The sequence below is a fragment of the Rubrivivax gelatinosus genome, from assembly GCF_016583785.1.
GTDB classification, from domain to species: Bacteria; Pseudomonadota; Gammaproteobacteria; order Burkholderiales; family Burkholderiaceae_C; genus Rubrivivax; species Rubrivivax gelatinosus_B.
On record NZ_NRRU01000095.1, the window covers coordinates 1 to 19,561 of the forward strand.

At 71.8% G+C, this 19,561-nt stretch carries 21 protein-coding genes; 11 read left to right on the forward strand and 10 right to left on the reverse strand.

Going from position 1 to position 19,561, the window contains the following annotated elements:
- Positions 1 to 146: 146 nt before the first annotated feature.
- A complete protein-coding gene (locus CKO43_RS20330; RefSeq protein ID WP_200228852.1) occupies positions 147 to 440 on the forward strand; it encodes a type II toxin-antitoxin system RelE/ParE family toxin in 294 nt (97 codons plus the stop codon).
- Between the two features lie 4 nt (positions 441 to 444).
- On the forward strand, positions 445 to 762 hold the full coding sequence (locus CKO43_RS20335) for an addiction module antidote protein (protein ID WP_200379765.1): 318 nt from the start codon (positions 445 to 447) through the stop codon (positions 760 to 762).
- A 237-nt stretch (positions 763 to 999) separates the two neighbouring features.
- Here the strand turns inward: CKO43_RS20335 and CKO43_RS20340 are convergent, their stop codons facing one another.
- Positions 1,000 to 2,346 carry an NAD(P)H-dependent oxidoreductase gene (locus CKO43_RS20340; RefSeq protein ID WP_200379766.1) on the reverse strand — a complete coding sequence of 449 codons (1,347 nt, stop codon included), beginning with the start codon at positions 2,344 to 2,346 and terminating at the stop codon, positions 1,000 to 1,002.
- Between the two features lie 242 nt (positions 2,347 to 2,588).
- Here CKO43_RS20340 and CKO43_RS25915 point away from each other — a divergent pair, with 242 nt between their 5' ends.
- The 4 genes from CKO43_RS25915 to CKO43_RS20360 all read left to right on the forward strand — a co-directional run bounded on the left by CKO43_RS25915 (position 2,589) and on the right by CKO43_RS20360 (position 4,312).
- Complete coding sequence (locus tag CKO43_RS25915) at positions 2,589 to 3,050, forward strand: GNAT family N-acetyltransferase (RefSeq protein ID WP_242477949.1); 462 nt, start codon at positions 2,589 to 2,591, stop codon at positions 3,048 to 3,050.
- Between the two features lie 218 nt (positions 3,051 to 3,268).
- A complete protein-coding gene (locus tag CKO43_RS20350; protein ID WP_200228856.1) occupies positions 3,269 to 3,589 on the forward strand; it encodes a hypothetical protein in 321 nt (106 codons plus the stop codon).
- A gap of 205 nt (positions 3,590 to 3,794) precedes the next feature.
- Entirely contained in the window at positions 3,795 to 4,022 is a 228-nt protein-coding gene (locus CKO43_RS20355; protein ID WP_200228857.1) for an addiction module protein, read from the forward strand.
- Positions 4,019 to 4,312 (forward strand): type II toxin-antitoxin system RelE/ParE family toxin, encoded by a 294-nt coding sequence (locus tag CKO43_RS20360; RefSeq protein WP_200228858.1) that lies wholly within the window; start codon positions 4,019 to 4,021, stop codon positions 4,310 to 4,312. The genes CKO43_RS20355 and CKO43_RS20360 overlap by 4 nt, the downstream gene beginning before the upstream one ends.
- 94 nt (positions 4,313 to 4,406) lie before the next feature.
- On the opposite strand, the gene hutF is transcribed toward CKO43_RS20360, so the two are convergent.
- The 5 genes from hutF to hutC are packed head-to-tail and all read right to left on the reverse strand — an operon-like array spanning position 4,407 to position 8,932.
- On the reverse strand, positions 4,407 to 5,759 hold the full coding sequence (hutF, locus tag CKO43_RS20365; RefSeq protein ID WP_200379767.1) for a formimidoylglutamate deiminase: 1,353 nt from the start codon (positions 5,757 to 5,759) through the stop codon (positions 4,407 to 4,409).
- Positions 5,747 to 6,544: an N-formylglutamate deformylase gene (gene hutG, locus CKO43_RS20370; protein WP_200379768.1), complete on the reverse strand. Its 798-nt coding sequence runs from the start codon at positions 6,542 to 6,544 to the stop codon at positions 5,747 to 5,749. Before hutG ends, hutF begins: the two co-directional genes overlap by 13 nt.
- A complete protein-coding gene (hutI, locus tag CKO43_RS20375) occupies positions 6,541 to 7,743 on the reverse strand; it encodes an imidazolonepropionase (protein ID WP_200379769.1) in 1,203 nt (400 codons plus the stop codon). The genes hutG and hutI overlap by 4 nt, the downstream gene beginning before the upstream one ends.
- The gene (locus CKO43_RS20380; RefSeq protein ID WP_200379770.1) at positions 7,734 to 8,219 is read right to left on the reverse strand and encodes a HutD family protein; all 486 of its coding nucleotides are present in this window, start codon (positions 8,217 to 8,219) and stop codon (positions 7,734 to 7,736) included. The genes hutI and CKO43_RS20380 overlap by 10 nt, the downstream gene beginning before the upstream one ends.
- Positions 8,216 to 8,932 (reverse strand): histidine utilization repressor, encoded by a 717-nt coding sequence (gene hutC, locus CKO43_RS20385; RefSeq protein ID WP_200228864.1) that lies wholly within the window; start codon positions 8,930 to 8,932, stop codon positions 8,216 to 8,218. The genes CKO43_RS20380 and hutC overlap by 4 nt, the downstream gene beginning before the upstream one ends.
- A gap of 82 nt (positions 8,933 to 9,014) precedes the next feature.
- Here hutC and hutU point away from each other — a divergent pair, with 82 nt between their 5' ends.
- The 3 genes from hutU (at position 9,015) to CKO43_RS20400 (ending at position 14,534) form a co-directional block, all read left to right on the forward strand.
- Positions 9,015 to 10,709 carry a urocanate hydratase gene (gene hutU, locus CKO43_RS20390; protein WP_200379771.1) on the forward strand — a complete coding sequence of 565 codons (1,695 nt, stop codon included), beginning with the start codon at positions 9,015 to 9,017 and terminating at the stop codon, positions 10,707 to 10,709.
- 2 nt (positions 10,710 to 10,711) lie between these two features.
- A complete protein-coding gene (gene hutH, locus CKO43_RS20395) occupies positions 10,712 to 12,262 on the forward strand; it encodes a histidine ammonia-lyase (protein ID WP_200379772.1) in 1,551 nt (516 codons plus the stop codon).
- A gap of 175 nt (positions 12,263 to 12,437) precedes the next feature.
- Positions 12,438 to 14,534, forward strand: coding sequence for a putative bifunctional diguanylate cyclase/phosphodiesterase (locus tag CKO43_RS20400; RefSeq protein ID WP_346014434.1), 2,097 nt, complete (start codon positions 12,438 to 12,440; stop codon positions 14,532 to 14,534).
- Between the two features lie 4 nt (positions 14,535 to 14,538).
- Here the strand turns inward: CKO43_RS20400 and CKO43_RS20405 are convergent, their stop codons facing one another.
- The 4 genes from CKO43_RS20405 to CKO43_RS20420 all read right to left on the reverse strand — a co-directional run bounded on the left by CKO43_RS20405 (position 14,539) and on the right by CKO43_RS20420 (position 17,273).
- Positions 14,539 to 15,540 carry a trypsin-like peptidase domain-containing protein gene (locus CKO43_RS20405; RefSeq protein WP_346728329.1) on the reverse strand — a complete coding sequence of 334 codons (1,002 nt, stop codon included), beginning with the start codon at positions 15,538 to 15,540 and terminating at the stop codon, positions 14,539 to 14,541.
- A gap of 150 nt (positions 15,541 to 15,690) precedes the next feature.
- Entirely contained in the window at positions 15,691 to 15,900 is a 210-nt protein-coding gene (cspE, locus tag CKO43_RS20410; protein ID WP_200228867.1) for a transcription antiterminator/RNA stability regulator CspE, read from the reverse strand.
- Positions 15,901 to 16,013: 113 nt separating this feature from the next.
- Positions 16,014 to 16,277, reverse strand: a complete 264-nt coding sequence (gene infA, locus CKO43_RS20415) for a translation initiation factor IF-1 (protein WP_200228868.1) — start codon at positions 16,275 to 16,277, stop codon at positions 16,014 to 16,016.
- 591 nt (positions 16,278 to 16,868) lie between these two features.
- Complete coding sequence (locus tag CKO43_RS20420) at positions 16,869 to 17,273, reverse strand: winged helix-turn-helix transcriptional regulator (protein ID WP_200228870.1); 405 nt, start codon at positions 17,271 to 17,273, stop codon at positions 16,869 to 16,871.
- 69 nt (positions 17,274 to 17,342) lie between these two features.
- Between CKO43_RS20420 and CKO43_RS20425 the strand changes: the two genes are divergently transcribed.
- Both CKO43_RS20425 and CKO43_RS20430 read left to right on the forward strand, forming a co-directional pair.
- Positions 17,343 to 18,188, forward strand: a complete 846-nt coding sequence (locus CKO43_RS20425; protein WP_200379773.1) for an SDR family oxidoreductase — start codon at positions 17,343 to 17,345, stop codon at positions 18,186 to 18,188.
- Positions 18,189 to 18,313: 125 nt separating this feature from the next.
- The coding region (locus CKO43_RS20430) for a PTS transporter subunit EIIC (RefSeq protein WP_200379774.1) at positions 18,314 to 19,561 on the forward strand (1,248 nt) is incomplete at its 3' end.

Genomic DNA, 19,561 nt, shown 5'->3' on the forward strand with positions numbered 1-19,561 from the left:
TTGTGGGCACGGACGGGAGGCCGGCGCGGCGGCGGGGCGATCGTGCTGGGGGGAGAGCGGTGTCGATGGCGGTGCTCGCCGTTCAGGTCTTTGAATCGGGTTCGGTCGTTCCTACGGATTTGTAGCCTATGAGCTACGATCGGCACATGCGCGTCGAAGCGACCGACGAGTACCGCGACTGGATCGATGGTCTCAAGGATCTGAGTGGGCGCGCACGAATACTGGTCCGGGTCGACAGGCTGGTTCACGGGAACCCGGGCGACCACCGGAGTCTGGGCGAAGGTGTATCCGAGTTGCGGATCGATGTCGGGCCCGGTTACCGCGTTTATTTCACCCAGCGAAGCGGACGCCTCTTGCTGCTGCTCGCCGGAGGTGACAAGTCGTCGCAGTCCAGGGACATCGCGAAGGCGGTCCGGCTTGCACGAGCCTACGGAGAGTGAAGACATGAGCACCCCTGCACGCAAGAAGGTCGTCAAGGTCAAGGCTCGGGCCTACGACGTCGCCGAGCACCTGCGCACGCCCGAGGAGATGGCCGCCTACCTCGATGCCTGGCTGGCAGAGGCGCCCGACGATGTCTCGGGCATCGCCCGCGCCCTGGGCGACATCGCCCGGGCCAAAGGCATGTCCCAGGTCGCCCAGGAGGCGGGGCTGAGCCGGGAGAGCCTGTACCGCGCACTCAGCGAAGGCGGCAACCCGAGTTTTGCCACCGTGCTGAAGGTGGCGCGGGCGCTCGGCCTGCGCTTGCACGCGCAAGCGGCATGAGCCCTCAGGACTTGTCCGGGGCTCATTCCCGCCTGGCGGGACCGGCCGCAGGCCGGAGGGTGCCCCAGTGAGCCCTCAGGACTTGTCCGGGGCTCATTCCCGCCTGGCGGGACCGGCCGGCAGGCCGAAGGGTGCCCCAGTGAGCCCTCAGGACTTGTCCGGGGCTCATTCCCGCCTGGCGGGACCGGCCGGCAGGCCGAAGGGTGCCCCAGTGAGCCGGGCTGCCTGCGCGCCACATCAGCCCTGAAGCGCTCCCTCCATCTCCCGCCGCAAGCGCCACGCCGGCAGTTCCGGCTGCGCGACGACGTCGTCCCAGCACAGCATCTGTCCCTGCGCCACCGGCCGCTTGAGCACCAACTCATGCGCCAGCCCCAGCGGCAGCCCGCCGAAGGCCAGCGAAGCCGCGGCCGGCTGCAGCCGGCCGACGACGGTGTAGCCGCCTTCGCCATCCAGCTTCTCGCCGGGTTTCAGGTCGCGTTTGGCGGTGGCGACGACGTCGGCCACCCAGCCGGTCGCGGCGCCGGTGGCTTCGCCGCGCAGCGCGACGCTGGCGACCGAGTAGCCGACCTCCAGCCCGATCAGGTGCCAGCGTTTGTAGAGCGTGAAATAGCGCCCGGTCGGATCGGTCTGCGCGCCGTACTCCTCGAAGCAGTGGCGCACGTAGTCGCTCTCGCCTTCGACCGTGACCCAGACGCCCATGCGGATGTCGTAGGGGATGGGCGTGCCGTCGCGCCGCAGCGACGAGATCACCTCGACCATGCCCTTGCGCTCGAGCACGCCGCCTTCGGCGCGTGGCCGGGTCACGCCGGGGATCTCGTCTATGGCCGCCGGCGGGTACAGCAGCCCCGCTGACGGCACCGCCAGCCCGGTGGCGTTGGCGACCGCGGCGCATTCGATCGCCGGCTTGGAGCCGTCGAGGAAGCTGTTGAACATCTTCGGGTTCAGCCCGCCGCGTTCGGCCTGTTCGGGCGTCAGGCCGTAGTGGCCCCAGACGGTCTCGGGCGTGGACTGGGCGAAATGCGGCAGCCACTTGTGGCCGCGGCCGGCGGCCACCACCGGGAAGCCACAAGTGCGCGCCCAGTCGACCAGTTTGCAGATCAGCGCCGGCTGGTCGCCGAAGGCCAGCGAATAGACGACACCGGCCTCGGCCGCACGCCGCGCCAGCAGCGGGCCGCAGAAGGCGTCGGCCTCGACCGTCACGTTGACCACGTGTTTGCCGTGCGCGAACGCGGCCAGGCAGTGTTCGACGGCGGCGACCGGGTGGCCTGTGCATTCGACGATGACGTCGATCGCCGGGTGCCGCAGCAGCGCCTGCCAGTCCTCGCCGACGTGGGTGCGGCCGTCGGCCAGCGCGGCGTCCAGGCTGGGCGCCGACGCCCGTTCGGGCTGCCAGCCGACACGCTCCAGGTTGCGCCGCGCGCCGGCCGGCGACAGGTCGGCGATGCCGGCCAGGTGCACGCCGGGCGTGTTCGGCACCTGGGCCAGGTACATCGACCCGAACTTGCCGGCGCCGATCAGGCCGACGCGGATCGGCCGGCCGTCGGCGGCGCGTTGGCGCAGCTGGGAGTACAGGCCGGTCTTCATGCCGGGCGGGGCACGCGGCGCGTCGGGGGGCAGGGCAGCATCGGGTTCCTCGTCACGCCGGCAACCGGCTTGACAAGTGTCGTGTCGGAGGGGCGGCGGCGGGGTTCGGGGGAACCCCGGGCGTGCTCACCGTCGAGGTGAGGCACTTCCGGCCAAGCGTCAGCGCCGTGTCGCGCGCCGCCGGGTCGGCGGCCGCGGCGTAAGCTCGTCGCCCATGAAAGATCAGATCGCATTGGAGCTGGATGGGCCGAGTCCGGTGCGGGTGCCGCTGCCGATGCGCAGAGGATCTTGCGCACCTTGCCATCTTGGTTTGGCGTCGATTCGTCGCTCCTCCAGTACGCGCAGGACACGGAGAGATTGCCTACTTTCTGGGCTGCCGAGCGGGGGCGGGCCATCGCCTTCATGACGCTGCGAGAGCATTCCCGACGTCATGGGAAGTGCACTGCGTGGCAGTTCAAGCCGACGCACGCTCGAGAGGAGTCGGACGGCAGCTGCATCGGCATGGCGAGCGCTGGCTGCTCGGGCAGGGTGCACGTCATCTGCAGGTCAAGACGGTGGCCGCCGGTCACCCGAGTCCCGAGTACGCCGAGACACGGTCCTTCTACATGGCGCTGGGCTATGACGAACTGGAGGTGTTTCCCGACTTCTGGCGGCCCGGGCTTCCCGTTCTGCAACTGATCAAAGCCCTGAACGGTGCGGCTTGAACCCTTGCATTCCGTGAGCGTCGCCAGGAAAGCCCAGGGTCCGGCTGTTTGTGTCGGGACGGGCGGCGCATTTCAGTCCGGCGCGCCGAACATCGTTTGCAACCAATCCCAGCGCGTCTTGCGCGACGGCGCGCCCGCTCCGACCGCCTGGAGGTGAACGAAAGCACGCCTCGGAGGCGTGTGGCGACCGCTGCCCGGCCCCAGAATCGAGTCGACCGATGACCATCGAAACCCGCCCCGCATGGCCTTCCGACGTCGAGGCGATCGCCCGCTTCGACGAGTTCAACGGGGACCGCCTGCGCGAGATCGAGGCCGGAACGTGTTTCGTGGCGCTGTCCGATGGCCGGGTCGTCGCGTATGCCAGCTACGAACCGCGCGGTCTGCTGGGCCAGCCTCTCCTGACCTATCTCTGCGTTTGTGCGGACTCGAAGACAGGGCCTCGCGACCCAGCTGGTCAAGCTGGTGCAATCCAGAGCCGCCGGTCGCAAGCTGCTGTCTTCGACCGAAGACTGGTGCGTCGGCACGCAGCGCATATTTGAACGGCTGGGATGGGAGCGCGTCGGAGAGATTTCGGGCGTCAACAAAGATGGCTCGTCGGAGTGGTTCTATGCGGTCGACCTTGGCGCCTGATACCTGTGCAAGGGGAAGGCTGCCGCCACGGCATGGCACCTCGCAGTGACGCACGGCGGCCGCCAATCCCGGTTGTGGCAAGCTAGTCAGGTGCAGCATCCCCACGAGGCAGCCATGTCGAGCAAGCTTGAAGTCCTCCAGGCCGAAGTGCTTCGCCTGTCACCCGCGGACCGCGCTCGCCTGCTCGACCGGCTGATCGCGAGCTTGGACGTGGATGCTGGCGCCGAGGCCGTATGGGATGGCTTGGCCGATGAACGCGAGCATCAACTCGGCGTCGGCGAGGTGCAGGCCGTTCCTCTGGACGTCGCCGTGGCAAGGCTGGAGGCCCGGTTTCCGGGATGAAGATCGGTCTTCACCCTGAGGCCGAGCAAGACCTCCTGGACGCTGCCGCGTTCTACGAGCGTGAAGGTTCCCCGGCCCTGGCGGCAAGGTTCGTCGCGGAGTTCAAACGGATGGGCGCTTTGCTGACGGACCAGCCTGAGATCGGGTCTCCACGCAGCCGAGGACGCCGGGGCCTGGCGATGAGCATCTTCCCGTACACGCTCATCTACCGGGTCGAAGGCGACTCGCTCAGGATCCTCGTCGTCAAGCACGACAGCCGGCGCCCGGGCTACGGCGGCTCCCGGTCCTAGAGTTCGAGAGCCACCTCGCGGCGGCACTCAACCCGGGCCCAGGGGCGTCCCACCGAGTCAACACGCGATGGCGCGGTGATGCGTGCTCCCGCGTTCAGGCCTCTTCCCAGAGCTCCTGCATCGCCGCCAAGAAGCGCGCCTTGATCGCTCCCCGATCCGGCTCCACCCAACGCCCGCCGACCAGCGTGCGGCGGAACGGCGCCGCAGGCGCGCCAAATACCAGCCCGTCGAGGCGGTGACTCGGCGGCAGGCCGGCCAATGCCGGTTCGGCGGCGTCGAGTTCGACTAGATCGGCACGCGCGCCGACTTCCAGCCCCCAGCGCTCGAACCCCGCGGCCGTGCCTCCGCCGGCGCGCATGCGCTCGAACAAGCGCGCCGCGCTCGCCGGCTCGGCACCGGGCGCCGCGGCGACATTGCGCCGCCGGTGCAGCAGCCGTTGCCCCCATTCCAGCCAGCGCAACTCCTCGGGCCAGGCACGCACGACCTGGCTGTCCGACCCCACAGCGAGCGGCACGCCGGCGTCCAGCCAGCGCGGCAGGTCGCAGAAGCCGTCGCCCAGGTCGGCTTCGGTGGCCGGGCAGATGACGACGCCGGCGCCGGCCGCGGCGACGGCCTCGATCTCGGCCGGCGTCGCATGCGTCGCGTGCACCAGCTGCCAGCGTGCGTCCAGGCCGGCATGGCGCGCCAGCCATTCGATCGGGCGGCAGCCGGTGGCCACCAGGCAGTCCTCGACCTCGGCGGTCTGTTCGGCGACGTGCACGTGCAGCGGGCCGGTGCAGGCCGCCGCCAGTTCGGCGATCGAAGCCGGGCGCGCCGCGCGCAGCGAGTGCACCGCGGCGCCGACCGTCACGCCGGCGCGGCCCCGCAGCGCAGAGGCGATTTCCAGCACCTGCTGCGGCGTCGTCGCGAAGCGGCGCTGGTCGGCGCGCAGCGCCTCGGCCTGGAAGCCGGCACGTTCGTACAGCACCGGCAGCAGCGTCAGGCCGATGCCGGCGTCTTCCGCCGCGTCGGCCAGTGCCCGCGACATCGCCGCCGGGTCGGCATAGGGCCGGCCGTCCAGGTCGTGGTGCAGGTAGTGGAACTCGCAGACCTGGCTGTAACCCCCGGCCAGCAGTTCGGCGTAGAGCTGGGCGGCGACGGCGCGCAACTGCTCGGGCCTCAGCTTCAGCGCGACGCCGTACATGCGGTCGCGCCAGGACCAGAAGTCGTCGTGGGCGCTGTCGCGGCGTTCGGCCATGCCGACGAAAGCGCGCTGGAAGGCGTGGCTGTGGGCGTCGACCAGCGCCGGCAGCACGTCGCCGGCCAGGCGTTCGGCGGCGGGCGGCGGCGGCGTGTCGCAGCTCACTTCGGCCCAGCGGCCGTCGTCACCGGCGGCCAGCAGCACGGCGTCGCGCCAGCGCCCGGCGACCCAGGCGCGCGGCGCCCAGAGCAGCTTCACGGCCGCCATGCCAGCATCGTCTCGGCCAGCGTGCGCAGCAGCGCGCGCGCGTCGGCAGCGCTGGCGGCGTCCCAGGCTTCGGCGGGGTCGGCGCCGTCGCGCAGGTAACACGACCAGCACATCTCCATCTGCACCGCGTGCACGCCGGTTTCGGGCCGGCCGTAGTGGCGCGTGATGTAGCCGCCCTTGAAGCGGCCGTCGACGACCTGGCTCCAGCGGCTCTGCGCCGCCAGCACGGCGGCCAGGTGTTCGCGCAAGGCCGGCGCGCAGGCGTTGCCGGCTGCGGTGCCCAGGTTCAGGTCGGGCAGCCGGCCGTCGAACAGCCAGGGCAGTTCGGCCTGGATGCTGTGGCCGTCGAAGAGCACGGCGTGGCCGTGTTCGGCCTTCAGCCGCACCAGCTCGCCCTGCAATGCCTCGTGGTACGGGCGCCAGTAGGTCTGGACGCGACGCCCGATCTCGGCCTCGTCGGGCGCGCGGCAGTCGCGGTACAGCGGCTCGCCGCTGAAGAACCGCGTCGGGCAGAGTTCGGTGTTGTTCTGCCCCGGGTACATCGGCGTGTTCTCGGGCGGGCGGTTCAGGTCGACGACGTAGCGTGCGTGGCGCGGCACGATCAGGCTGGCACCGATCTCGTGTGCGAAGTCGTAGAGCCGCTCCAGGTGCCAGTCGCAGTCCTCGACCGCGAGTGCCCGCGGCTGCAGCGCGGCGGCGATGTCGGCGGGGATCTCGCGGCCGGCATGCGGCACGCTGATCAGCAGCGGCCGGCGGCCGCGGTGAAGGGTGAAAGTGGTGCTCATTGCGGGCGTCCTGCGATGACCGTGCCGCGGCACATCGGCCGGCCCAGCCAGTAGGCCAGTTCGGCCGGGTGCTGCACGTCCCAGATGGCGAAGTCGGCGCGCTGCCCGGGCACGAGCCGGCCGCGGTCGGCCAGGCCCAGCGCCTTCGCGCCGTTGACGGTGAAGCCGCGCAGCGCTTCTTCCGGCGTCAGCCGCAGCAGCGTGCAGGCCTGGTTCATCGCCAGCGTCGGCGACAGCAGCGGCGAGGTGCCGGGGTTGTGGTCGGTGGCCAGCGCGATCGGCACCCCCGCCTTGCGCAAGGCGACGACCGGCGGCACCCGGGTCTCGCGCAGGCAGTAGAACGCGCCCGGCAGCAGCATCGCCACCGTGCCGGCCGCGGCCATCGCGCGCACGCCGGCTTCGGACAGCCATTCCAGGTGGTCGCAGGACAGCGCGCCGTGGTGCGCCGCCAGCGCGGCGCCGCCCTGGTCGCTCAGCTGTTCGGCGTGCAGCTTGACCGGCAGGCCGAGAGCGCGCGCCGCGGTGAAGAAGCGCCCGGTCTGCACCGGCGTGAAGGCGATGTGTTCGCAGAAGGCGTCGACGGCGTCGACCAGGCCTTCGGCGGCCAGCGGCGCCAGCCATGAGATCGCCGCGGCGACGTAGTCGTCGGCGCGGCCTTCGTATTCGGGCGGCAGCGCATGCAGGCCGAGGAAGCTGGTCTTCACCGTCAGCCCGCTGGCCGGGCCCAGGCGGCGCGCCGCACGCAGGCAGCGCGCCTCGGGCTCCAGCGCCTGGCCGTAACCCGACTTGACCTCGATCGTCGTCGCGCCGTCGGCGGCCAGCGCGAGTGCGCGCGGCAGCGCACTCGCGAACAGCTGGTCTTCGTCGGCGGCGCGGGTCGCGTTCACCGTCGACAGGATGCCGCCGCCGGCGTGCGCGATGTCGGCGTAGCTCGCGCCCTGCAGCCGCAGCTCGAACTCGCGCGCCCGTTCGCCGCCGTAGACCAGGTGGGTGTGGCCGTCGACCAGGCCCGGCGTCAGCAGCGCGCCGCCCAGCCGGTGTTCGGCCGCGGGCCGCAGGCCGGCGGGCAGATCGGCCTCGGGGCCGACCCAGGCGATGTCTTCGCCGTCGGCGACGATGGCGCCGTGCTCGATCAGGCCCCAGCCTTCGGTGCCGGCCAGCGTCACCAGGCGCGCCTCGCGCCACAGCGTCAGCGCCATCTCAGCTCTCCCGGTTCGATGCCGACCCAGACGCCGGCGGCCGCGGGCGGTGCCTCGTCCAGGTCCCACAGCAGCGTGCGCGACGCCGGCTCGTACAGCGCCTGCAGCGCCGCGCCGGTGGGCTGCCCGGCCAGGCAGCCGTCGAGGTCGCGCAGCATCAGGTTCAAGGCCCGCGCGCGGCCGCCGTGCACGCGGCACAGCGGCGGCGTGCCGCCGTCGAAAACCAGCGGCGGGTCGCCGGCCTGCAGCGCCAGCACGCGGTCGGCGAAAGCCAGCTCGATGGCGTCGCCTTCGACCAGCGCGAACCAGCGGCGCACGCCGGGCAGGGCGGAAAACGGGCCGTCGGCGTCCAGGTCGGCCAGGCTCAGGCGCCAGCGCCAGTGGCCGCCGCGTGGGCCCGCGACCAGCTCGCGCGTGCGCCCGCCGCCGTTGGGCCAGGGGCGGGCCGGCACCTCGTCGGCATGGATGGTGATCACGGCTTGAAGCCTCCTTCGAGGTGGTAGCGCGCGCCCGGGTGCACCAGGCGCGCGATCGTGATCGGGCCGTCGTGGCGCCGCGTGCGGCGCACGACGACGAGGCAGGGCTCGCCTTCGGCGATCGCCAGCCGGCGCGCCTCCTCGGCGCTGGCGGCACTGGCTTCGACGCTGTACTCGGCCTGCCACAGCGGCGCCACCTGCAGCAGGTAGTGCGTCGGCGTCGTGCGCGTGAAGTCGACCTCGAGGTAGCCGGGTGCCGCCGCCGGGTTGACGTAGCGGTCTTCGAGCTGCAGCGGCAGGCCGTCGGCGCGGTGCACGATGAGGGTGTGGAATACCGGCGCGCCGGCGGCCAGGCCCAGGCGTTCGGCCAGCGCCGCGCCGGCCGTTTCCTGGGCCTGCACCAGCACCTCGGCCTCGTGGTGCTGGCCGCGGGCCTCGATCTCTTCGTGCAGGTCGTGGATCGTCAGCGTCGACGCCAGCCGGTGGCGCGGCGCGGCGAAGGTGCCTATGCCCTGCGAGCGCTGCACCAGGCCTTCGCCCTGCAGCTCGCGCAAGGCGCGGTTGACGGTCATGCGGCTGACGCCGAAACGGGCCACCAGTTCGGCCTCGGACGGCATCAGCGCGCCCGGCGGCCAGTCGCCCTGGGCGAGACCGTCTTTCAGGAAACGTTTGACCCGTGCGTACGGGGCTTCGGCCGTGTCCGGGGAAACCATGGCCGCATGGTAGTTGCGGCCACTTGTCTAGACAAGTACAGTGCAACCCTCATACGACGTGCCGTCGCTCCAGGAGCCGCCGATGACCAACCCCTCCCGCCCCGCCGCATCCGGCCCGCGCCCGGTGCGCGCCCCCCGCGGCAACACGCTGCACTGCGCCAACTGGCTGATCGAAGCCGCGTACCGCATGCTGCAGAACAACCTCGACCCCGAGGTGGCCGAGAACCCCGACGCACTCGTCGTCTACGGCGGCATCGGCAAGGCGGCGCGCAACTGGCCGGCTTTCGACGCGCTGATCGCGACGCTCGAGCGCCTGAAGTCCGACGAAACCCTGCTGGTGCAATCGGGCCAGCCGGCGGGTGTGTTCCGCACCCATGAAGACGCGCCGCGGGTGCTGATCGCCAACTCCAACCTGGTGCCGCGCTGGGCGACCTGGGAGCACTTCGACCGCCTCGACCGTGCCGGGCTGATGATGTACGGCCAGATGACCGCCGGCTCCTGGATCTACATCGGCAGCCAGGGCATCGTGCAGGGCACCTACGAGACCTTCGCCGAAGCCGGCCGCAAGCACTACGGCGGCAGCCTGGCCGGGCGCTGGATCCTCACCGCGGGTCTCGGCGGCATGGGCGGCGCGCAGCCGCTGGCGGCCACCTTCGCCGGCGCGGTGTCGCTGACCATCGAGTGCCAGCAGAGCCGCATCGATTTCCGCCTGCGCAGCCGCTACCTCGACGAGCAGGCCGCCGACCTGGACGACGCGCTGGCGCGCATCGCACGCTACACGGCGCAAAGTCGCGCGGTGTCGATCGGCCTGCTCGGCAACGCCGCCGAAGTGCTGCCGGAACTCGTGCGCCGCGGCGTGCGTCCGGACTTCGTCACCGACCAGACCAGCGCCCACGACCTGGTCAACGGCTACCTGCCGGCCGGCTGGACGCTGGAGCGCTGGCGCGCCGCCCAGGCCGACCCGGCGCAGCACGCCGGACTGCGTGCCGCTGCCGCCGCGAGCTGCGCCGAACACGTGAAGGCGATGCTCGCCTTCCACACGATGGGCGTGCCGACCGTCGACTACGGCAACAACATCCGCCAGGTCGCGCTCGACACCGGCGTCGAGAACGCCTTCGCCTTCCCCGGTTTCGTGCCGGCCTACGTCCGCCCGCTGTTCTGCCGCGGCAAAGGGCCGTTCCGCTGGGTGGCGCTGTCGGGCGACCCCGAAGACATCCGCCGCACCGACGCCAAGCTGAAGGAACTCTTCCCCGAGGATGCCCACCTGCACCGCTGGCTGGACATGGCGGGCGAACGCATCGCCTTCCAGGGCCTGCCGGCGCGCATCTGCTGGCTGGGCCTGGGCGAGCGCCACCGCGCCGGCCTGGCCTTCAACGAGATGGTGCGCACGGGTGAACTCAAGGCGCCGATCGTCATCGGCCGCGACCACCTGGACAGCGGCTCGGTCGCCAGCCCCAACCGCGAGACCGAGGCGATGGCCGACGGCAGCGACGCCGTCAGCGACTGGCCGCTGCTCAACGCGCTGCTCAACACCGCCGGCGGCGCCACCTGGGTCAGCCTGCACCACGGCGGTGGCGTCGGCATGGGCTATTCGCAGCACGCCGGAGTCGTCATCGTCTGCGACGGCAGCGAAGCCGCCGACCGGCGCCTGGAACGTGTGCTCTGGAACGACCCCGCCACCGGCGTGATGCGCCACGCCGATGCCGGTTACGAAGACGCCCAGGCCTGTGCCCGCGAACAGGGCCTGGACCTGCCGATGCTGGCCCACGGAGCCTGACGATGCTGCTGCGACCCGGACACCTCACCCTCGACCAGCTGCAGGCGATCCACGCCGGCGGCCACCGCCTCGTCATCGACCCGCAGGCGCTGCCGGGCCTGCGCGCCAGCGCCGCCGTCGTGCACGCCGCGGCCACCGGCCAGGCGCCGGTCTACGGCGTCAACACCGGCTTCGGCAAGCTCGCCAGCACACGCATCGGCGAAGCCGACCTCGACGCGCTGCAGCGCAACCTGATCCGCTCGCACAGCGTCGGTGTCGGCGAGCCGCTGCCGGCGCCTGTCGTGCGGCTGATGCTGGCGCTGAAGGCCGCCAGCCTGGCGCGTGGTTACTCGGGCGTGCGCCCGGAGGTCGTCGACGCGCTGATCGCGGTGCATGACTCCGGCCTCGTGCCCTGGGTGCCGGCACAGGGTTCGGTCGGCGCCTCGGGCGACCTGGCGCCGCTGGCGCACATGACGCTGGCGCTGATGGGCGAAGGCGAGTTCCTGGTCGACGACGACGGCCGCCCGGTGCGCCGCGCCGCCGCCGAGGTGCTGCAGGCCGCCGGCATCCCGCCGCTGAAGCTCGCCGCCAAGGAAGGCCTGGCGCTGATCAACGGCACCCAGACCAGCACCGCGCTGGCGCTGCACGCGCTGTTCCGCTTCGAGCCGGTGCTGGAGTCGGCGCTGGTGATCGGCGCGCTGACGGTCGACGCCGCACGCGGCAGCGACGGGCCGTTCGACGCCCGCATCCACGCGCTGCGCGGCCAGCCGGGCCAGATCGACGTCGCAGCCGTCTACCGCCGGCTGCTCGAAGGCAGCGTGATCCGCGCCAGCCACGTGGACGGAGACGATAGGGTGCAAGACCCGTACTGCCTGCGCTGCCAGCCGCAGGTCGTCGGCGCCTGCCTGGACCAGCTGCGCCACGCCGCGCTGGTGCTGCTGCGCGAAGCCAATGCCGTCACCGACAACCCGCTGGTCTTCGCCGAGGACGGCGCGCTGGTCTCGGGCGGCAACTTCCACGCCGAGCCGGTGGCGCTGGCCGCCGACGCGATGGCCACCGCGATCGCCGAGGTCGGTGCGATCGCCGAGCGCCGCATCGCGATGCTGATCGACGCCAACGTCTCGCGCCTGCCGCCCTTCCTGGCGCGCGACGCCGGCCTGAACAGCGGCTTCATGATCGCCCACGTCACCGCCGCCGCGCTGGCTTCGGAGAACAAGTCGCTGGCCCACCCGGCCAGCGTCGACAGCCTGCCGACCAGCGCGAACCAGGAGGACCACGTCTCGATGGCGACCTTCGCCGCGCGCCGGCTGCAGCCGATGATCGCCAACGTCGCGCGCATCCTCGGCATCGAGTGGCTGGCTGCGGCGCAAGGCATCGAGTTCCTGCGCCCGCTGGCGAGCTCGGCGCCGCTGGAAGCCGCGCACGCGCTGCTGCGCGAAGGCAGCCCGGCGATCGACGTCGACCGTTATCTGGCGCCCGACATCGAACTCGCCGGCTCGCTGGTGGCCGGTGGTGCGCTCGGCCGCATCCTGCACACGCTGCCGGATCTGCCGCCGCTGTGGACGCCAGCCTGACGGCGTGCTGACGGCGTGCTGACGGCGCCGCGCCGCGCCGCGTGGCCGGCGTCACGGCGGCGGCGGGTGCGCCGGCATCAACTGTCGTGCGCCACGGCCGATAACCGGTACGACGCCGGCCGCCCGGCGGGTGGCGGCGTGCCCCCCGCGGTGGCCGAGGTCCGGAGAACCGTTCGTGCCGAAATCACGCCGCTCGCAGCCGCCGTCGTTGCCGCAGTTGCTCTGCCGGGAGCGTTCGCCGGCCTGCCCCTATCCGCAGGCCCCGTGCGCGCCGGTGGCGCTGGACCCGCTGGACCGGCTGCGCGCGCCGGTCTGGGTCTTCGACATCGACTGCCGCCGCGTCGTCTGGGCCAACCAGGCGGCGCTGGAGGTCTGGCGCGCCGACAGCCGCGAGGAACTGGCCGCGCGTGACCTGGGTGCCGACATGTCGGCCACCGTCGCCGCCCGCCTGGCGCAGTACCAGGCCGACTTCGAGTCGCACGACGCCGTCTTCAACGAGCAGTGGACGCTGTTTCCCGAGGGCCGGCCGGTGCCGCTGCAGATGCAGCTCAGCGGCTGGCGGCTGCCCGACGGCCGCATGGCGATGCTCTGCGAAGGCCGGCTGCCGGAGACCGCGACGCCCGAGTCGCTGCGTTCGGTGGACGCGCTGCTGCATACGCCGATGATGATTTCGCTGTACACGCTGGACGGCCGGCCGCTGTACCGCAACCCGGCCGCGCGCGCCTCGGTGCGCCGCCACGACGAGCCGCTGGCCGACCGTTTCGGCGAGGCGCCGGCGCTGGCCCGGCTGCTGAAGAGCCTGGAAGCCTCTGGCGAGGCGACGCTGACGATGGCGGTGCGCACCGCCGCCGGCGAGCGCTGGCACGAGGTCTCGGCGCGGCGCCGGCTCGACGCCGTCAGCGGCGAGCCGGTGCTGCTGCTGGGCGAGACCGACGTCACGCCGCTCAAGCAGAGCGAGGCGCAGGCGCGTTTCCTGTCGGAGCACGACAGCCTCACGCAGTTGCCCAACCGGGCGGCCGCCCAGGCCCACTTCCGCGGGCTCGCCGAACGCGTGCGGCGCGCGCCGGCCGAGCGCCCGCTGAAGGCCGCGGTGGTGCTGATCGACCTGGACCGTTTCAAGGAGGTCAACGACTCCTGGGGCCACGCCGCCGGCGACGAACTGCTGGTGCAGGTGGCCGAGCGCCTGAGAGGCTCGGTGCGCCACGACGACCTGGTCGCGCGTTTCGGCGGCGACGAGTTCCTGATCCTGCTGGCCGCGCCCGACCCGCGGCGCGAGGTCGCGCGCATCCACGCCCGCATCCGCGACCGGCTGGCGCGGCCTTTCGACCTGACCGGGCTGCAGGCGCGGGTGTCGGCGACCATCGGCGCCAGCGTCTACCCCGACGACGGCGACGACTTCGAACGCCTGCTGCAGCACGCCGACCTGGCGATGTACCGCGGCAAGGCCGACGGCCGCGACGCGCTCGCGTTCTACGAGTCGGGCATGGGTGCGAGCCAGCAGGCGCGCACCCGGCTCGAGCAGGAGCTGCGGCAGGCGCTGGTGCGCGACGAGTTCGAACTCTTCTACCAGCCGCGTGTCAGCGCCGGCGAGCGGCGTTATGTCGGGGCCGAGGCGCTGCTGCGCTGGCGCCACCCCGAACGCGGCTGGGTGCTGCCGGGCGAGTTCATCCCGGTGTGCGAAGCCGCGGGGCTGATGCGCGAGCTCGGCCGGCGCGCCTTCGAGATGGCGGCGCGCCAGCAGGCGGCCTGGTGGGCCGCGGGGCGCCGGCTCAAGCTCTCGGTCAACCTCTCGCCCGGCGAGTTCGAGGACCCCTGGCTGCTCGACGAGATCGAGACCGTGCTGCGCGAGACCGGCTGTCCGCCGCAGGCGCTCGAGATCGAGATCACCGAGTCGATGCTGGTCGGCGAGGGCGACCGGCCGACACGCGTGCTCGAGGGCATGCGCGCACAGGGGCTGTCGATCGCGCTCGACGACTTCGGCATCGGCTACTCGCACCTGGCCTATCTGCAGCGGCTGCCGTTCAACACGCTGAAGATAGACCGCAGCTTCGTGCAGGCGCCGCCGCATGAGCGGCCGCTGGCCGAGGCCATCGTCGGCCTGTGCCGGGCGATGCGGCTGCACGCGGTGGCCGAAGGTGTCGAGACCGAAGCCCAGCGCTGCTGGCTGGAGCAGATCGGCGTCACCGAGTTCCAGGGCTGGCTGTTCGCGCCGGCGCTGCCGCGCGATGCCTTCGAGGCACTGCTGGACGGCCGGCAGTCGCTGCCGGCCTGAGACGTCAGCCGCTGCGCGCTGGCGTGGCGGCAGGCCCGGTCAGCCGCATCAGTTCGCTGGCGTACCAGGTGGCGTTCAGACCGAGCGATTCGTCGCGGCCGTCTTCGCGGGTGGCCATGTCCATGCGCGACGAGTGGATGCCCAGCAGGCGCAGCGCGCGCGGGTCGCCGTCGCGCGCCAGCACCACCGGCGCGCCGCTCATGCCGCGGTGGGTGCGGCCGTCGGTCAGGAAACAGGCCCGGCCCTGGAAGGGCAGTGGCCAGGACGAGGCCACGGCTGCCTGGCGCACCACCGGCAGCCGGTGCACGGTGTCGTAGAAGCCGAGCGGAAAGCCGACGATGCGCAGCGCGCTGCCGACCGTGGGGGTGCCGCCGGCGTCTTCCAGGCTGGCGGGCGAGAACACGCTGACCGGCGCGTCGGCCGGCACCAGGCCTGCCTCCAGCGGCAGCGCGGCGACGTCGATCAGCCCGATCGCGTCGTGCACCTCGCGCCACTGCGGCAGGCCGTCGCGGTACAGCAGCAGCGACAGCACGATGGTCGTGCGCAGGTTGTCGGCATCGGCGTGCAGCTCGATCTCGACGCGGTCGGGGCGGTGGCCGCTGGGTTCGTCCAGCAGCACGTGACGGCTGGTCACCAGGTGCAGGCGGCCGTCGCGTTCGAAGAAGAAGCCGGTGGCGGCGCTGAGTGCACGCGTGCCCGAGAAGGTGGACACCGGCACGGTGGCCAGCAGCAGCGGCTCGATGCCGGGCGTGTCGCCGGCTTCACGCGCCAGCAGTGCGGCGTGGCGCTCGGTGTCCTGCTCGAAAGCCTGGAGCGTGTGTTCGGAAATGGGGGCGTTGAGCAGCACGGCGCGCGCCGCTTCGGCGTGGCGTGACAGCTCGGACGCCGCAGCCCGGGCGAACGCCGGGGTCAGGCCGGCGGCCATCGCGGAGGCGAAGGCCTCGAGCGCGATGACGCTGCCCTTCAACTCGCAGATGCGCTCGGTTGCGTCCTGCAGATTTCGCACGGTCGTTCTCCTTCACGTGCGATAGCCGGTCCCGCTGGCCGCGGCAGTCGTTGCGGCGTGCGCCCGTTGAGGCGCTGCTGCTGGACGACCGCGGCGAGCGGTGCCGACGAAGCCGATCCTGCGTCCCGTGGGACGCGGGCGGCAAAGGCGTCAGATCGCGCGGATGCGCGACGCCTGCGGGCCCTTTTGGCCTTGCGTCACTTCGAATTCGACGCGCTGGTTTTCGACCAGGGTCTTGAAGCCCGTGCCTTGGATTTCCTTGAAGTGGGCGAACAGGTCCTTGCCGCCGTTGTCAGGGGCGATGAAGCCGAAGCCCTTGCCTTCGTTGAACCATTTCACAGTGCCGGTTTCGGTGGTCATGTCGTAATTCCTTGATGGATTCGTCGGGGGGATGCCCCAGCTTGCGCCGGTGCGGTAGAGCAGCCTGCTGATCTGCAGGCCGAACTCGGGAAACGTCGTCGCGAAAGCCGCCTTCAACGGCGGGCAGGACGCGAGGACGTCGAAGGGGGGCCACGTCGTTCGAGGTGGCGGAAGGTGATGCGACCCTTGCTCAGGTCGTAGGGCGAGAGCTCGAGCGAAACGCTGTCGCCGGCCAGGATGCGGATGTGATGCTTGCGCATCTTGCCGCCGGTGTAGGCCACGAGTTGGTGCCCGTTCTCCAGCGTCACGCGAAAGCGCGAGTCGGGCAGGATCTCGTTGACGACGCCGTGCATCTCGATGAGTTCTTCCTTGGCCATGGCGGCTACTCCTGGTTCGTTGCGGGATGGGCGACGGCCGGCCCGCCCGCGATCCAGGCGAGGCCTTGGGCGGTGGCGTAGCGGACGGCGTCGTCGCGGGATTCGAAGACGGGCACGAGGCGCAGCACGCGGTCGTGCGTGTTGCTGCCGCGGCCGGAGCGGATGGAAACCGATGCGGCGAAACGGCCGCAGTCTTCCAGGCGGGTCAGGGGAGAGACGAGATACTTCCCGACTTGGAGCGATGCGTGGATAAGGGTCCTTCGGTGGCGGCCTCTACGGTGGAGGCGGCCGGGTCTGACTGTATGTGCGCGACGGGCGCGCAGGCTTGCGGATGAGCTCTCTATCCGGCGGCTGGTCTGCAGGGGTATTCGCTGCTGACCAGGGGCGACCAGAACGTAGCGACAGCCGAAGCAGTCAGAAGGTCTGGCGAAGGAGGGAGATCAACTCTCGATCTCAGCGCAACCGCTGCATATCCCCGTGGGGGTGTGCCTCGATCACGACGAACGGCGCAGTGTAGCACGAAGCGCTGAGCAGGGGCTGCCCGCCTGAACAAGTGGTGCCTCAGCGCCACGCGCGGCTGAAGTGCGGGGCTTATTCGCGCTCGCGGCGGGCGGCCATCAGCCGCGGCATCTGGGTCTCGATCCAGTCGGCCAGCCCGCGCACGCGGGCCGCAGCTTCGCGCCCCAGCGGCGTCAGGCTGTACTCGACATGCGGCGGCACCACGTCGTGCGCGAAACGTTCGACCAGGCCGTCGCCTTCCAGCCATTGCAGGGTCTGCGCCAGCATGCGTTCGCTGACGCCGCCGATCGCGCGGCGCAGCTCGCTGAAGCGGTGCGTGCCGCCCTCCAGCACGATCAGCACCAGCACGCCCCAGCGGCTGGTGACGTGGCGCAGCACCTCGCGCGACGGGCAGGCCGCACTCATCAGGTCGCCGCGGCGCAGGTGCTCGGACAGCGAGGGCGCCTCGGCGGATTCGGGTTGGGTACTTACTTCCATGTGCGTACTTACAAAAAGTAAGCTCCGATCGTACAGTGCCGCATCACCACCCGAAACCGGAGTCCCACCATGACCATCGCCATGACCGGCGCCACCGGCCAGCTCGGCCGCCTCGTCGTCCAGCGCCTCGTGCAGCGCGTGCCCGCGGCCGAGGTGCTCGCGCTCGTGCGTTCGCCGTCCAAGGCCGCCGATCTGGGCGTCGCCGCGCGTGCCGCCGACTACACCCGGCCCGAGACCCTGGCGGCGGCGCTGACGGGCGTGCAGACGCTGCTGCTGATCTCGTCCAACGAGATCGGGCAGCGCGCCGCCCAGCACCGCAACGTCATCGCCGCGGCGCGCGCCGCCGGCGTGCGCCACATCGTCTACACCAGCCTGCTGCACGCCGACCGCTCGCCGCTGGACCTGGCCGTCGAGCACCGCGACACCGAAGCCGCGCTGCGCGAGTCGGGCCTGGCCTGGACCATCCTGCGCAACGGCTGGTACAGCGAGAACTACACCGGCTCGGCCAAGACGGCCGCCGCCACCGGCACGCTGCTGGGCAGCGCCGGCGTTGGCCGCGTGTCCTCGGCCACACGCGCCGACTTTGCCGATGCCGCGGTCGCGGTGCTCGCCGGCAGCGGGCATGAAGGCCGGGTCTACGAACTCGCCGGCGACGAAGACTGGACGCTGCCCGATCTGGCCGCCGAGATCGCGCGCCAGAGCGGGCACCCGGTCGCCTACCGCGACCTGCCCGAGGCCGGGTACGCGGCCGCGCTCGCCGGCTTCGGGCTGCCGGCGGACTTCGCCGCGGCGATCGCGCGCTGGGACAGCGGCGCTGCCGCCGGCGCGCTGTTCGACGACTCGCGCCAGCTCTCGGCGCTGATCGGCCGGCCGACGACGCCGCTGCACGACGCCGTCGCCCAGGCGCTGGCCTGAGCGGCGCGGCCGGGTTCCGCCCCGGAGCGTGAAGCAGTTCACGCCCCGGGCCTCCAGCGCCGCGGCCCGGGGCCGAAATGGAGTCACGGCGTCAGCGAACAGCGCCGCGACGCCTCTCGTTCCCGATGCCTGTTGATCCTCCCGCCGAACCGGGCCGCCCGGGCTGGCTGGCCGCCATCCGCGACGCCTATGTCGTGCTGCTGCCGATCATGCTGTTCGGTGTCGTCGCGGTGCTGCTGGGCAACTTCCCGATCCCGGCCGGGCGTCAGTGGCTGGACGCGCACTTCGGCGCCGGTTGGTCGCAGACCATGGACGTCGCCGTGCAGGCCACCTGGGGCGTGCTCGGGCTGGCCCTGGCGCTGACGATCGCGGCGATGCTGGCGCGACGCCTGCCCGGTTCTGCGGTGCAGGACCCGGTGCCGCCGATCTGGGCCGCGATCTCGGCGCTGGTGAACTTCACCCTGTGCGCCAGCGCGGCCGGCCCGGTGACGCTGCAGTCCTTCGGCCAGGGTTCGATGCTGATGGGCATCGTCGTCGGCTTGGCGACGCCGCTGCTGCTGCAGCGCCTGGCTGATTTGCGCGCGATGCGCCGGCTGGCGATCGGCTACGACAGCGATCCGGTCTTCTATCACGCGACCCGGCTGACGCTGCCGATGGTGCTGTTGGGGCTGGGCACCAAGGCGGTGGCCGAGCTCGTGGCGAGCATCCCGGGGCCCGACCTGGGCCGCCTGGCCGGGCTGCAGGCCTGGCTGGCCCCGACCCTGGACGCCGACTGGCTGCTGGCGCCCTTGCTGGTCATCGCCAACCAGATCCTGTGGTTCTTCGGCGTGCACGGCGGCAAGGTGCTGGATGCGTACCTGGGCTTCTTCTGCACACCCGCCGGCGCGCCCCGTGTACCGGGCCTGGTGCCGCGCCCGCTGCTCGAAAACTTCGTGTACCTGGGCGGTTCGGGCGCGACCTTGGGCCTGCTGATCGCGATGTCGCTGGTCGCGCGCGGGGGCCAGAACCGGCGCCTGGCGCAGCTGTCCTGGCTGCCGGCGCTGTTCAACGTCAACGAGCTGCTGATCTTCGGGCTGCCGCTGGTGCTCAACCCGCGTTTCGTGCTGCCCTTCCTGCTGGTGCCGGTGCTGCTGACGCTGCCGCCGCTGGTGGCGCTGCACGCCGGCTGGATGACGCTGCTGCCGGTCTACGTGCCCTGGACGACGCCGGTGCTGCTGTCGGGCTGGCTGCTCACCGGCTCCTGGGTCGGGGTCGCGCTGCAGCTGTTCGGCTTGCTGGTCTCGACGCTGGTCTACCTGCCCTTCGTGCGCCGCAACGAGGCCGAGTGCCGGCAGCAGCGCGTGGCCGACTTCCACGACGCCAGCGCCGTCATC

What these genes read in the sequence shown, in the direction of transcription:
- CKO43_RS20330 (WP_200228852.1), top strand. Translation starts at nt 147, where the DNA reads ATGCGCGTCGAAGCGACCGACGAGTACCGCGACTGGATCGATGGTCTC.
- CKO43_RS20335 (WP_200379765.1), top strand. Translation starts at nt 445, where the DNA reads ATGAGCACCCCTGCACGCAAGAAGGTCGTCAAGGTCAAGGCTCGGGCC.
- CKO43_RS20340 (WP_200379766.1), bottom strand. Translation starts at nt 2,346, where the DNA reads ATGAAGACCGGCCTGTACTCCCAGCTGCGCCAACGCGCCGCCGACGGC.
- CKO43_RS25915 (WP_242477949.1), top strand. Translation starts at nt 2,589, where the DNA reads ATGGGCCGAGTCCGGTGCGGGTGCCGCTGCCGATGCGCAGAGGATCTT.
- CKO43_RS20350 (WP_200228856.1), top strand. Translation starts at nt 3,269, where the DNA reads ATGACCATCGAAACCCGCCCCGCATGGCCTTCCGACGTCGAGGCGATC.
- CKO43_RS20355 (WP_200228857.1), top strand. Translation starts at nt 3,795, where the DNA reads ATGTCGAGCAAGCTTGAAGTCCTCCAGGCCGAAGTGCTTCGCCTGTCA.
- CKO43_RS20360 (WP_200228858.1), top strand. Translation starts at nt 4,019, where the DNA reads ATGAAGATCGGTCTTCACCCTGAGGCCGAGCAAGACCTCCTGGACGCT.
- hutF (WP_200379767.1), bottom strand. Translation starts at nt 5,759, where the DNA reads ATGGCGGCCGTGAAGCTGCTCTGGGCGCCGCGCGCCTGGGTCGCCGGG.
- hutG (WP_200379768.1), bottom strand. Translation starts at nt 6,544, where the DNA reads ATGAGCACCACTTTCACCCTTCACCGCGGCCGCCGGCCGCTGCTGATC.
- hutI (WP_200379769.1), bottom strand. Translation starts at nt 7,743, where the DNA reads ATGGCGCTGACGCTGTGGCGCGAGGCGCGCCTGGTGACGCTGGCCGGC.
- hutC (WP_200228864.1), bottom strand. Translation starts at nt 8,932, where the DNA reads ATGGTTTCCCCGGACACGGCCGAAGCCCCGTACGCACGGGTCAAACGT.
- hutU (WP_200379771.1), top strand. Translation starts at nt 9,015, where the DNA reads ATGACCAACCCCTCCCGCCCCGCCGCATCCGGCCCGCGCCCGGTGCGC.
- hutH (WP_200379772.1), top strand. Translation starts at nt 10,712, where the DNA reads ATGCTGCTGCGACCCGGACACCTCACCCTCGACCAGCTGCAGGCGATC.
- cspE (WP_200228867.1), bottom strand. Translation starts at nt 15,900, where the DNA reads ATGACCACCGAAACCGGCACTGTGAAATGGTTCAACGAAGGCAAGGGC.
- infA (WP_200228868.1), bottom strand. Translation starts at nt 16,277, where the DNA reads ATGGCCAAGGAAGAACTCATCGAGATGCACGGCGTCGTCAACGAGATC.
- CKO43_RS20420 (WP_200228870.1), bottom strand. Translation starts at nt 17,273, where the DNA reads ATGGAAGTAAGTACCCAACCCGAATCCGCCGAGGCGCCCTCGCTGTCC.
- CKO43_RS20425 (WP_200379773.1), top strand. Translation starts at nt 17,343, where the DNA reads ATGACCATCGCCATGACCGGCGCCACCGGCCAGCTCGGCCGCCTCGTC.